Raw genomic sequence first — 12,579 nt, 5'->3', positions numbered from 1 at the left:
AAACCAGATGAAGACTAAGTATACTGTTATTACAAATTAGACGCTCAAAATTCATATAGTAGTTTAATCCATTACTGAACATTTGGAGGACTATCAAGAATTAATTTTCAAAAGATAGAAAAATTAGTGGATGGAAAAAATATGAATGTTTTGATTCAAGGACAAGGCACAGAAACAGTCGTGCTACTACCAGGTTTTGGGACAGGAACACCAGCACTTGATTTTAAGCCGCTAGTAGAAGAGTTATCGCCATTTTACAAAGTTGTAGTGATTGAGCCTTTTGGTTATGGATTAAGTGATATAACCGAAAAAGAGCGGAGTACAGAAAATATTGTAAGTGAAATCCACGAAGCTTTACAGATTCTTAAAATTGACCGCTATATTCTAATGGGTCACTCCATTGCGGGCATTTACGGACTAGATTATGTGAATAAATATGAACAAGAAGTAAGTGCATTTGTCGGGATCGATAGCAGTGTTCCAAGGCAATATGGTGATAAGGTTGTTGAATCTCCAATACCTTCTTCAGTAATTACACTACTCAAAGAATCAGGTTTAGGCAGATTGATAATGAAACTAAGTGCTGACCCATATGCTACACTACCAGTTGATGATGAAACAAAAGAACAAATGAGAATTCTTTCTTACAAAAACTTTAGAAATCCTACCATTGTGAATGAAATAGAAAATAGGTTTCCTAATTTTAAAGCAGTTGAAAATTTAACATTCCCAAAAAACCTTCCTGTTATTTTCTTTTTACAACCGAATAGTACTGCAATTGAAGGATGGTCAACACTACATGAAGAACAAATAAAGGATTCTGTACATGGAAAAGTGATGACATTTCAAGGAACACATTATTTACATCATACCAAATCAAAAGAAATCGCTGAAAACTTCAGAGCATTTATCGAAGAAGTAAAGTAAGGCAGTAGATAATTTTAAAAATGAAAGTTTATTTGTAGCTAGCTGATCTCTCAATTACGTTATCTATACACGGTCTATTAGCCTCCTGTATATTCGAATCACCTACACTACCCGCTGCCTTAGGTAAGTTCCATACTGTGCCGTTTTTGGCCCTGTAACCATTTCTACAGGGTCTGTTTTTTTTGATTTGATGAAACCATTTCCTCAGAGTGTTCATTAGCATTAATCTTTGGAATCATTCATATTAGGAGAGTTGTTGGTTTTCCACTATTGAGATAGCATTTCCAATTATTCCATCTTATTGGATAATTGTAAGTAACCTAATCCCTGAATTTCTTTACTAACCTTAATTTTTAATCTTCTTTTCAACCTTAAAATATTAATTAAAAAATTATTATCCAATAATATCTCTTCACCTTTGATGAGAAAATATTTACAGAATTTATTACAGTAGTCTTAAAGAACTTTGATTATATGAAGGTGAGTTAGCAACTACACTTTCAAGTGCAGAACTAGGGCTTGATTTTTCTTTCAACAACGAGTTAAAACAAACAATTTTCTCTCAATTAACAGAGCTTGAAAAAGAGCGATTAGATTACGATATCCTTTCAGAACTATATACAATTTATGAAATTAGAAAATCACAATATTACATTTTTCATATACAATCACGACGAATCTAGACCAATACCCAATATAGTTAAATCTTCTCTATTTTTAAGTAGCCACACAAAACAGCTGCTTCTTTTCTCTACATTTCCTTAATTTTCGCAACAAAAAAAAGCACACCAAATGCGACGATTATCTTTCAATAATCTGCTCGCTTTGGAGTACTTTTCTCAATTCTTATAATTTTTTGATTGCTATCTAATATTCTTGAACCTTACATATAAAATTTTGCTATGCTATAGCTCTTAAAAAATATGCCCAAGCTACATACTCATCACCTGGTATAGGTGTAACTACTAAAGCTACTACAATTACTGATATAGCTAAAGTTTTTATAAATGGTATACTATCTGACCACTTTTGCGCATCAGGGTTATAAACCTTTACTCGTTCTTGTACTTTTTTATTTGCCATAACACCTTCTTTAACTACAGTTGGTAAGTCATCAAACTTATGAACCTCGTTTTTGTTTTTATCACATTCTTTAAAATTATCTAATCTCATACAGTAGATGTGTACTTTCTTTTTATAAATATGTATATGATATGGTTCTCCTGTTGAAGAATTTTGTGGATCAATTCTGAAACAGTAACTACTTCCTAAATCATATTGACAATTTGCAGGATTAACATTTGAAGCCAAAGGTGTTATCCCTACCGAAGAACTAGTATCTTCTTCATTTTTCTCTTTTTCAACAAGCTCTAAATATAGCTCATATTGTTCTTTTGTTATCTTTTCACCACTCAACATCGATTGAATCTCTTCTGGTAAACTATTCAATACTTCTTGAGGTATATCCATTTTCTCTGTCTCGATTTCTGCTGCTTTTACTTTATTTGGTGATAAAGGTAGCATAGATATTGTAAGCACCAATATCATCAATGTGGCTATTATCTTTTTCAAAATAAACGCTCCTTTTTGTATTAGTCTTGATTTAAATGTAATAATTTTTGTATAGGAATTTCGTCAAAGTCTAAGTTGTATTTCTCTTGTAAAACCGTCTTAAAAACATTTTCAACAATACCTGTATAAAATGTGACTACTACTTGACAATATGCTAATGCAACATGGTCTGTAAGTTGTTTAGAAAATTGATCAATCGGTTCAATATGTTCTTTTTTTACAGGATGTTTAGAATAAACATTAACGGTAATCAAATTTTTCCTTAAATCATCTTCAAAAAAAATATCATTAGGAGATAGGTTTTGATCTTTTATTTCAGAAGCTCGATTTTCATCAATTATAAATAATCGATAAACATCTTTACCAAACTTAACATCCCATACTTCCATGTCTTTAAATCTTAGTATTCTTTCAAAATAATCAATCATATCCACACTCCTAATTTATACAAGATTTACACTACTTCTATAGAATTTAATTACCTCGAGGTATATTTATCCTATCATTATTAAAAATTAATTTTCAATCATGAATTCACGCCACTTTTTTATAAGATGACCGCCATTTTTTGTGATCTCTAGCTTTAACAACGCCAAATCACGCCATTATACCGCCACATTATGGCTTTACAATTATTTCAGTACAGTAAAAAAGCATCAAATACGACTTTAATCATTGACATTCCTTTCAGAAAATGTCCATTTCCTTCGTCAAAATGTTCACAAAATAGATTATTGATTATTCTATATTTTTATGTTAAAAATCAACTTGGCTATATAAGCAGAGCTGGACTTTTTATTTTCATTATGAATAAATACTGTCCCCTTCCGTTCATAAACCTTTACTGCACCGCCCATAAAACCTGATACAATTTTTACAACATCGACTCTTTCTCTTGTTATATCCCGAAATATTTTAATTGTAAAATTATATATTTTAATCTTCCTTCCTACAGAATGGATAAATAAAGCGCTGAGACATGAAAGTTTTTAGAGACAAGGCTTTAATGCTTCAGTTCTCCGTATGCTTGCCGTTTTCATCTAACTCAATTTCTCGATGCCTAAATATGGGCTTGGTCTAAGCGATTGTAAGGAAAGTCTTAAAGGAATATTTTACATGTGGTCACCTTCTTTCTATAAATAATAAAAAGACACGTAAAATTACGCGTCTCTATTTCTGTTATTCAATTGTTTAGATAATTTACGTCTTTAACAATCTTTTCCATTTTCCTTAATTGCTCTACACTGAAATCATTTTTATTCTTAATTTTATCTATTAAAAATTTGCGCAATGATTTTTCGTCTTCAGAAACAAAAGGTTCTTTATTAGACGAGTAATTCATGAATTTCTTCTTCGAGTTATTAAAAAATAAAACTGGCGTAACAAAAATATTTTCTCCATGATCTCTAAATAGTTGATTTAAAACAGCTGCAGCACCCTTAACTTGATTTGATGGATCCCCATAAGAAAGTACTTTCAAACTCTCAGTAGACTTATTACCATTTTCTGAATTCGTTTCAAAATTTTCCGTAAAAATAATTGTTGCTTCATCATTCATTTTATTTTTCGGATACAACTTATCAAGGATAAAACTGAACTCCTTTGCTTTACTTTTCGAAACGCCATACATTATATTTCCTTGCCAATATTTTGATTCAATAATAAATACTCCACTACTCATTAATAATAAATGGTCAATTTGCCTGCTTACTAATTTACCATATTTGTCTCTATAAGGCACAAAAACATTTGACAATATAAGCATCTGATCAGGCTTTATTTCACTATTTTTTACCAATTCTCTTTTTAAATCAACCAAAATTTTATGAGTATTAATCTCACCGAAATTTCTTAACTGTCCCTCGATGCCTTTGTAATAACTCTTTAAATCTCTAATTTCATCTTCATATTTTCGTTTAAGTATTTGCATTTGATTACTTTGATTTGAAATAAATTCTTCTTTCTTATCAATAATAATGGTTTTCTTTTCTATTTCATTTTTAAAATCAATCATAGTTGCTGTTGTCTCTTGATTACTAAGGGAATATATCTTATTTATTTTTGAAATTTTCTTATACTGTATAAAAATTATTATTATAAGTATACAAAAAACAAACAAGGCCATTAAATTTGTACTATCCATATTACTCCTCCTAAATAACTATTAAAGCTATATTAATATAATATGGATTTGTTTTCAACATTTTCCAAAAAATAAATAGTTTTATTGTTTAAATATATAACTATTAAATTTTAAAATAATAAAAAAAACACTCGCATTGTAAACGAGTGTTTCACATCTTTTATGACAACCACTTCGGTGGTGTGTTTTTTTCCCAATAGATATCGCCAAGGTTGTGGTGTACCATGAATTCGTCCTCGGCACTGTGATAGTGGAAGTTATAGTAGTAGCCTTCCTGTGGTCTTTTTTCTGTACGCACATGGAAACGGATTACATCTGCTCCGGTTTCATTGTTAATGACATTGAAAATTTTTTCACCATAATGACCACTTGGCTTTTCAGAGATTGTTAATGATGCAGCGCTTTGATCGCCAAGATTAGCCACTGTCATCGCAATTGCTTCCTCCATTTTTGGGAAGATGATGCTGTCGAATTCATTGCTAATTTTCGGACCGACTTTTGTGCCAAATTTTATGTACGATTGCTCTCTTGCTGCATCTAGGAGTAAGGCATTATAATCGATCTCTTCTTCTTGAATTTGTATCTGTTCGTCTTGATAATCATCATGCTCAGCAGCAACAGCAGTGCTTGTCCTCGGTTCAGGGCCGATGGATGCACGGTTCGAAGGATTGTGATCAAATGCTTCCCAAATTTCATGTGTAGGCGTTATTAAACCAAATGTTAAAAACGCAACCATGATAACTATACTTTTTTTAACCCACGTTTTCATTTTTTGTCACCTACTCTTTATGTACAAATTGGTAATTCTCCTATTATTATATACGTTCTCGCCATTAAAAGGTTTCATATTTCTATAATTCATTGTACAATATTTATGAATAATGTGTCGGTTTTTTAAAGGAGGTACAAATCATGAGCATCGTAATGGGTATTGGTCTTTTATTAATGTTAGGTTACTTATCATCTTTATGCTTCACGGACTAATTTTTTTATTTTGTAATATGTACCCTACAAAGCCCTCAAAAGCCTGTTATATGCAGCTTTTGGGGTTTTTCATTTTTCTTTACTAGGTATGGCCCTTAAATAGCACCCATCTGATCATTCATTCTTTCAACCATCCTAAAAAATATCAGTTCCTAATCAATCTTAAATTAAATATAATGATGTTGAAGCGAAGTCACGCTAAAAATGAAGGTATTTTGGACATTCTCATTGACTTCTTTACTTGGACCTTTGAAGGGCATCACAATGTTCTAAGTTAGTATATTCTCCACTAGCAGTTAAATTATATATAATTGCCAATAAACCAATTACTGAACATGCAGAAAACATCATTGGATATGAACCAAATTGTACGATAATACCCATTACCATCCCACCTAAAGAAAAACCTAAGTCATACGATGCTAAAAATAACCCTAATAATACATGTTTATGTGACTCCGGAATTGCAAAAGAAATGTATGTGGTTAATGTAGGATATAACATCGCTGCTGCTATTCCATTAAATAAAACACTAATATAGACAAACGATCCGATAAGAGGAAGTGCCGCTAGCATCGTTGTCCCAATAATAGAGCTACTCAATATAAGGGTTATGAAACCTGGATGCCACTTTCCATCAGATGGAATATATTTTCTAAAAATAAATCTACTCCCTACAACAACTAGAGCCTGCAGAAATAAATAAAGCCCAACATTCCCTGTATTTGTAGTTAAAAAGTACAGAGGTAAAAATGTCGAGATTGCCCCAAATATACTTGCACCTATAAGCATTACCCCCGAAGAAACGATTAACCCTTTATGCGCACGAGCTAATTTCATTCCTTTTCTCATATCCTCCAAGGTGAACGATACATTTTCTTTTTTTACTTTCGGTAATGGTGATCTAATGAAAAACATAAGAGGTGCAAAAGCTAAGCAGGTAATAAAAATTAATAGCCAAGATACATCTCCTTGAACCCAGATAACCATTGCTAATGCTGGTCCATATAACCCTGGCATGACACTTGATAAAGAATACATTGCCATACCTTGTCCTCTATCTTCATCTCGTAAAGTCTCCGTGATACCCATTTGCATCGACATGGAGAAAAATGCCGTCACGATTCCTTGCAAAATGCGCACAACATAAAGACTTTCAACACCAAGCGATACATACAAAAGGAGTGCTGCTACATGCCCTAGTAATAAATATTTCATTACTGTATGGACACTGTATTTTGATACCATTTGACCAGCCCATGGACGTAACACCATACAAACAAACATATAGATTCCCATCATCAGACCGATTTCTGCCTCTTTCATTCCGTGATTAGCTGCCTGCAAAGGGAATATGACAGTTAATACAGAATTAGCCGTAAAATAAAAAATTGCCAAGCCGTAGTTTTGTAGCATGCTAAAAGATAATGGACTTACTTTCATAATTCCAACTCCTCTTTTAGGTCCAATTGGTGGTGAATAGAATCGATTTTAAGTTGTGAATCCAATAATACTTTTGTGGCCACATGTTTTGCATTCTCTAACTCATCTATCAGTAGTTGTTCCACAATTCTTCCTTTATGCATAATCGCGATTTCATCTGCCAAAAGTCGAGCTACATGTATGTCATGGGTGATAAAAAAGTAAGTTAGTTTTAACTCGTGCTGTAATCGTTTGAGTAGTTTTAAAATACTAATTTGCACCAAGACATCCAAACTATTTACTGATTCATCTAAAACAATCAATCGAGGTTGTGTGGAAATCGCACGTGCAATTGTAATTCGCTGTAATTGTCCGCCACTGAATTGCTGAGGATATTTCATCATATCCTCTTCTGACAGACCAACCATTTTTAGTAACTTTCCTACACGATCCTCTATTTGATTTATATCTAGCTTTTCATATACTAGTATTGGTTCCACAATAATGTCTCTGATTTTAAGCTTAGGATTTACTGCACTATGACAATCTTGAAATACCACTTGTAACGATTGTTGCAATCGTTTTCGTTCATTTATAGTTGTTTTATGTACATTTATCCCATTAAATAAAATCACACCATCATCTGGCTTTTCAATTCCAAGTATCATTTTACCAAGCGTACTTTTTCCAGAACCGCTTTGTCCTAGCAACGTAAAGCAACTGCCTTCTTTTATATTAAGCGACACATTTTCTACTGCCTTTACCATCGAATTTTTCTTCCTAAAAAATCGTGATTGACTATAGCTTTTAGATACTTGCTGTACTTGGATCATCTGTTTGTCCCCTCCATTCTCACCCAGTGGTTCTGATCATATAAGACAAGCTCTCCTGATACTGAACCTTCATACTTATCAGCAAGCTCTTCTAACTTACTATGCTCATCTCGTGCTGCAACAAGCGTTTGAGTGTAAGGATGAATCGGGTGCAATAAAATATGGGAAGTGGGACCTTGCTCAACTACAATCCCTCTTCTCATTACAACTATTTCTTCTGCTAAATTTGCAATAACACCTAAATCGTGCGATACAATCAACATCGACATTGCCGTTTTCTCATGAAGTTTTTTTAATTCTTTTAATATTTCAAGTTGTGTCATAGTATCTAGTGCTGTGGTAGGTTCATCAGCAAGTAATAGCTTTGGCTCAAGGCTTGCTGCAATGGCAATCATGATACGCTGAAGCATTCCTCCGCTTAGTTCATTTGGATATTTGTTTAAGATCTCTACATTACCTAATTGAAAAAGTGCGAGCTGCTCCTTTGCTTTCTCAATTGCTTCCTTTTTAGACATTTTTGTATGTGCTTGAAGCGTTTCAATGAAATGTCCACCAATCGACACAATTGGATTAAACATGGACATTGGATTTTGCATAATGAGCCCAATTTCCTTTCCTCGCACCTCACGCATTTTTCTCTCCTCTATCGAAAGCAAACTCTTTCCATCAAATTCAATACTTCCCTTTGCAGATCGCTCTTTACGGTAAAGATTTAAAATCGTCGAACATAATACAGATTTTCCGCTACCACTCTCCCCAATAATTCCAACAACCTTGCCTTTCGGAACTGATAAGCTCACTTGATTTAGCACCTGTTTATTATGGATAAATACAGTTAAATTTCTAATCTCTAACATATTATTTCACCTCTTCTCACACTGATTTTGGATTAAGTAAATCTCTTAACGAATCACCAAATGCATTAAAAGTTAATACAGTTATTGAAAGCATTACACCTGGAATGATCATTAACTCAGGTTTTATCATTAAGTATGTTTTACTCTCACTAATCATCATGCCCCATTCAGCTGTTGGAGGCGTTATCCCAAGTCCTAAAAAAGACAACTCTGAAATCATTAATATCGTTGAACCTAAACCGATTAGCTTTAGCAGAAGCATTTGCGGAAATACAAACGGTACGATATGACGCCACATAATTTTCAAAGTCGGGACACCGCAAATTTTGGCATAAACCACATAATTCGTTTCTTTTAAACTCACAACCATATTCCGTATAACTCGTGCAAAGCCGACCCAAATTACAATGACAATTGCAATTACTAGATTTCCCATCCCTGCTCCAAGTGCACCAACAATAATAAGCGCAAAAATAAAATTTGGAATTGCGAGCAAAATATCGCATAGACGCATTAAGACTAAATCAATCCAACCTCCAACATAGCCTGCAGTTATACCAACGACCATACTAATTAGTAGCGTGACTAGTAGTACAATGAGTGCAACAAATAACGACACTCTCGCACCTTCGATTAACCTTGATAAAACGCAACGTCCTAAATGATCTGTCCCAAGAGGATATTGTATTGAAAAACCTTGTAGCTTCATGGCCATATTCGGTAAATGAGGATCATTTGGCATAAGCAATGGTCCAAATATCGCAACAAAAAATAGGATGCTTACAAGAAACGTACTACAGTAAAATGCCCATTTTTTTCTCATCACAATTCCTCCTTTAATCGAATTCTCGGATCAATAAACGCACATATTATATCCGCTAAAAAATTAATGATAATGTAGAAGAAACCAATAATCATAATGAAACCTTGCATTACGTTATAATCTCTCGCTGTTATTGCAGTAACAATATAACGGCCCATGCCGGGTATAGAAAAAATAATTTCAACTATTGCAGCCCCACCAATAAGTACCCCTAATGTCATCGCAAGTGAAGTTATAAATGGTGTCAATGTAGCTTTAAAAATATGCTTACGAATAATGACTGACTCACTTATACCTCTAGCACGTGCAAACGTTATAAAAGGCTTATCCATTTGCTCAATCATATTTGTACGAATCATACGAATGTAAAATGGTACATTGGCCAAAGCTAAAGTTAATGCTGGTAAAATGATTGCATCTAAATTTCCCCATCCCATAAGTGGAAGAAGATTAAGCTTAAAAGCTACAACATAAATCAGAACGAAACCTAGCCAAAAACTAGGCATCGAGGCAATGAAAAATATAGTCATTCTTGTTAGATTATCAAAAGCAGAGCCCTTTTTTACTGCACTAAAAATTCCAAGAGGAATAGAAATAACTAATATTAATAGAAAAGCTACGAGCGCCAACTGAGTTGTAACACCAAAATAGGACAATAATTCCTCACTAACTGCGTTTCCATTCATATATGAAGTTCCAAAGTCTAATTTTAATACTCCACCAAGCCATGTTACATATTGTGTGAGCAAGGGCTTATCCAACCCTTGCTCCTCTCTTGCTTGCTCTAGTATTTCATCTGTTACTGGAATATGGTTTGCCATATAATATGACTCTATCGGATCACCAGGCATAATACGCATGAGTGAAAATGCAATTAACGTTAAACCAATCATTGCTATAGTCATACTAAAAAAGCGGTTTAAAAAGTACTTTGCCATTATTATCACTTCATCTCATATAAATTTATTGGTACCTCAAATTGTTGAGGAGAGAATTTGATTTTTTTGAATACATCATTTGCCACAAGATAATTTTGCTTATATGAAATTGGCATAAAGATAGCCTCTTGCTGAATTGTTTGAATTATACTTTCATATAATGAAGCCCGCTCAGTTACATCTGTAGATCTAATAACACGTGTAATTTCCTCTATAAGTTTGTCACTCGAATCTGTTCCCATAATGGAATAGTTACCAATTTGTTGCTCTCCTGTCATAGTACGTATATACATATGAGGATCATAAGGTGCGCCCCAAGTATCATTCATTACTATGTTGTATTCACCTGCTTTTGTTCGCGCATAATACACTTGATTATCCTCGGCTACCAATTTCACATCCGCACCAACTTCTTTCCAAGCTCCTTGTAAATACTCGTATATTGCTTTATGAATTTGGTCGCTTGAATTGTAAGCCATTAGTAATTCAAGCTTTTCACCATTCTTTGAACGAATCCCAGTTTTTCCATCAACTATCCAGCCAGCTTTATCTAGAATTTTTTTAGATTTTTCTACATCAAAATTATATTCTTCAATTTCAATATCACTATATGGGAATCCTGGTGAAAATAAAGAGTGTGCCTCTTGCTCCATACCACTTAAAATATGATCAATAATAGTTTGTCGATCTAGTGCATGTTGAAGCGCCAATCGTACCTCTTTATATTTAGTTACACCAAAAGTGGTATTAAGAGATAATATACGAGTTGATAGAGGGTCTGAAACTTCAGTCAAATACTCGTCATTCTGTCTCAATGTGGTAAACTCAATTGGAGTAAGTTGGGAACTTCCGAAAATTAAATCAATTTCACCATTTTCTAAAGCCATCATACGCATCTGTGAATCAGCAATATATTTCACTTCTACTTTTTCAATCGAGGGTTTTTCTCCCCAATAATTTTCATTTCTCGTAAATACAGCATGATTTTCATCTGCTTCATTTAAAATCCATGGCCCTGTACCAATTGGTTTCTTGATTCCATCTGCTGTATTGCCACTGTCTGGAAATCCAGCGTCACCTAACATACGTAATGGACGAATTAAAGCCAACTCCTGTAAAAACGGATAATATGATTCTTTTAATGAGACCTTTATTGTTAACTCATCAATTACTTCAACTTCATCAATAACTGTTACTACCTCTAACCAACTATGCGCTAAACTATTTCCGATAACTGTCTCAAAATTACGTTTAACGTTATCTGCTGTTAACATAGAACCATCAGAATATACTACTCCTTCTCGCAAATGAAATGTATATTCCTTACCATCCTCAGAAATATCCCAATTCTCAGCTAATCCTGGAGATATTGTCCCATCATTTCCATAAGCAACTAATGGATCATATAGCAGCGCCTGTGCAAACATTTCGTTTGGTGAATATAAATGAGGGTTCGCCTCTCCTATATCTGACGGCCAAGACATTTTCAATGTATTTTTATTAACACTACTTTCTTCACCAGCATTGGGTGCTGTATCATCGCTACAAGCTACTAAAAAAAGTAAAACAAATAATGGGATAAATAAAAAATATTTTCTCTTTAACATGTTTAGTCTCCTTAAATTCATAGTTATTCCATTTAATTGATGCTAAAATCAATCCACACAAAAAGAAGTAATTTCTAATCTGATTTCTTTTTATAAATAATGTTATTTATTCCTCCCTCCTTCAAATTCACAAAAAGTAATGATTACGCTTTGAACAGGTCGCTCCACCATTATAAATAGTAATGATTACTATTATCAATATTTTTTTATTTATTTTCATTCTACTCCAAACACCCAAAGTCTTTATGTTTCTGTATTTCATTTATTAATCTTCCAAAAAACAAACAAATAGGCCCATTAGACATTTCAATTAGTATCTTCTATTCATGATTTGACTGCCTCTTTTCAATAAGTATTACCTTTAGGCCAAATTCCTTCATAACATTTCTCGCAATACTACTGGGAACTTTATTTTATTTCTATTTCATAATCTTTTTATGTACCTCTCTTAGACTGTTATTTCACTATTAAGC

The 12,579-nt window shown here is 33.3% G+C and carries 10 protein-coding genes and 1 pseudogene; 1 reads left to right on the top strand and 10 read right to left on the bottom strand.

What is annotated here, in order from left to right:
- Nucleotides 1-126: 126 nt before the first annotated feature.
- Nucleotides 127-927 (top strand): annotated as a pseudogene (locus NST76_RS10245) (alpha/beta fold hydrolase); the annotation flags it as partial.
- A gap of 900 nt (nucleotides 928-1,827) precedes the next feature.
- Here NST76_RS10245 and NST76_RS10240 read toward each other — a convergent pair.
- The 10 genes from NST76_RS10240 to nikA all read right to left on the bottom strand — a co-directional run bounded on the left by NST76_RS10240 (nucleotide 1,828) and on the right by nikA (nucleotide 12,106).
- Nucleotides 1,828-2,499 (bottom strand): hypothetical protein, encoded by a 672-nt coding sequence (locus NST76_RS10240; protein WP_058843113.1) that lies wholly within the window; start codon nucleotides 2,497-2,499, stop codon nucleotides 1,828-1,830.
- A 20-nt stretch (nucleotides 2,500-2,519) separates the two neighbouring features.
- Nucleotides 2,520-2,927 carry a hypothetical protein gene (locus NST76_RS10235; protein ID WP_058843112.1) on the bottom strand — a complete coding sequence of 136 codons (408 nt, stop codon included), beginning with the start codon at nucleotides 2,925-2,927 and terminating at the stop codon, nucleotides 2,520-2,522.
- 755 nt (nucleotides 2,928-3,682) lie between these two features.
- Nucleotides 3,683-4,642, bottom strand: a complete 960-nt coding sequence (locus NST76_RS10230; RefSeq protein WP_058843111.1) for a nuclease-related domain-containing protein — start codon at nucleotides 4,640-4,642, stop codon at nucleotides 3,683-3,685.
- A 160-nt stretch (nucleotides 4,643-4,802) separates the two neighbouring features.
- Nucleotides 4,803-5,411: a YpjP family protein gene (locus tag NST76_RS10225; RefSeq protein ID WP_036122522.1), complete on the bottom strand. Its 609-nt coding sequence runs from the start codon at nucleotides 5,409-5,411 to the stop codon at nucleotides 4,803-4,805.
- Between the two features lie 452 nt (nucleotides 5,412-5,863).
- Nucleotides 5,864-7,069: an MFS transporter gene (locus tag NST76_RS10220; RefSeq protein WP_051891652.1), complete on the bottom strand. Its 1,206-nt coding sequence runs from the start codon at nucleotides 7,067-7,069 to the stop codon at nucleotides 5,864-5,866.
- Nucleotides 7,066-7,881 (bottom strand): ATP-binding cassette domain-containing protein, encoded by an 816-nt coding sequence (locus NST76_RS10215; RefSeq protein ID WP_051891653.1) that lies wholly within the window; start codon nucleotides 7,879-7,881, stop codon nucleotides 7,066-7,068. Before NST76_RS10215 ends, NST76_RS10220 begins: the two co-directional genes overlap by 4 nt.
- Nucleotides 7,878-8,738, bottom strand: a complete 861-nt coding sequence (locus NST76_RS10210) for an ABC transporter ATP-binding protein (protein WP_089932225.1) — start codon at nucleotides 8,736-8,738, stop codon at nucleotides 7,878-7,880. The genes NST76_RS10215 and NST76_RS10210 overlap by 4 nt, the downstream gene beginning before the upstream one ends.
- A 16-nt stretch (nucleotides 8,739-8,754) precedes the next feature.
- Complete coding sequence (locus tag NST76_RS10205) at nucleotides 8,755-9,561, bottom strand: ABC transporter permease subunit (RefSeq protein WP_036122528.1); 807 nt, start codon at nucleotides 9,559-9,561, stop codon at nucleotides 8,755-8,757.
- Complete coding sequence (gene nikB, locus NST76_RS10200) at nucleotides 9,561-10,499, bottom strand: nickel ABC transporter permease (RefSeq protein WP_089932227.1); 939 nt, start codon at nucleotides 10,497-10,499, stop codon at nucleotides 9,561-9,563. Before nikB ends, NST76_RS10205 begins: the two co-directional genes overlap by 1 nt.
- 5 nt (nucleotides 10,500-10,504) lie before the next feature.
- Nucleotides 10,505-12,106 (bottom strand): nickel ABC transporter substrate-binding protein, encoded by a 1,602-nt coding sequence (gene nikA / locus NST76_RS10195; protein WP_036122534.1) that lies wholly within the window; start codon nucleotides 12,104-12,106, stop codon nucleotides 10,505-10,507.
- Nucleotides 12,107-12,579: the final 473 nt, after the last annotated feature.

This window comes from Lysinibacillus sp. FSL W7-1291, from assembly GCF_038593415.1.
GTDB classification, from domain to species: Bacteria; Bacillota; Bacilli; order Bacillales_A; family Planococcaceae; genus Lysinibacillus; species Lysinibacillus fusiformis_D.
Note: the sequence above shows the minus strand (reverse complement) of the source record. Positions and strands in the feature narration are given on the sequence as shown.

What these genes read in the sequence shown, in the direction of transcription:
- NST76_RS10235 (WP_058843112.1), bottom strand. Translation starts at nt 2,927, where the DNA reads ATGATTGATTATTTTGAAAGAATACTAAGATTTAAAGACATGGAAGTA.
- NST76_RS10230 (WP_058843111.1), bottom strand. Translation starts at nt 4,642, where the DNA reads ATGGATAGTACAAATTTAATGGCCTTGTTTGTTTTTTGTATACTTATA.
- NST76_RS10225 (WP_036122522.1), bottom strand. Translation starts at nt 5,411, where the DNA reads ATGAAAACGTGGGTTAAAAAAAGTATAGTTATCATGGTTGCGTTTTTA.
- NST76_RS10220 (WP_051891652.1), bottom strand. Translation starts at nt 7,069, where the DNA reads ATGAAAGTAAGTCCATTATCTTTTAGCATGCTACAAAACTACGGCTTG.
- NST76_RS10215 (WP_051891653.1), bottom strand. Translation starts at nt 7,881, where the DNA reads ATGATCCAAGTACAGCAAGTATCTAAAAGCTATAGTCAATCACGATTT.
- NST76_RS10210 (WP_089932225.1), bottom strand. Translation starts at nt 8,738, where the DNA reads ATGTTAGAGATTAGAAATTTAACTGTATTTATCCATAATAAACAGGTG.
- NST76_RS10205 (WP_036122528.1), bottom strand. Translation starts at nt 9,561, where the DNA reads ATGAGAAAAAAATGGGCATTTTACTGTAGTACGTTTCTTGTAAGCATC.
- nikB (WP_089932227.1), bottom strand. Translation starts at nt 10,499, where the DNA reads ATGGCAAAGTACTTTTTAAACCGCTTTTTTAGTATGACTATAGCAATG.
- nikA (WP_036122534.1), bottom strand. Translation starts at nt 12,106, where the DNA reads ATGTTAAAGAGAAAATATTTTTTATTTATCCCATTATTTGTTTTACTT.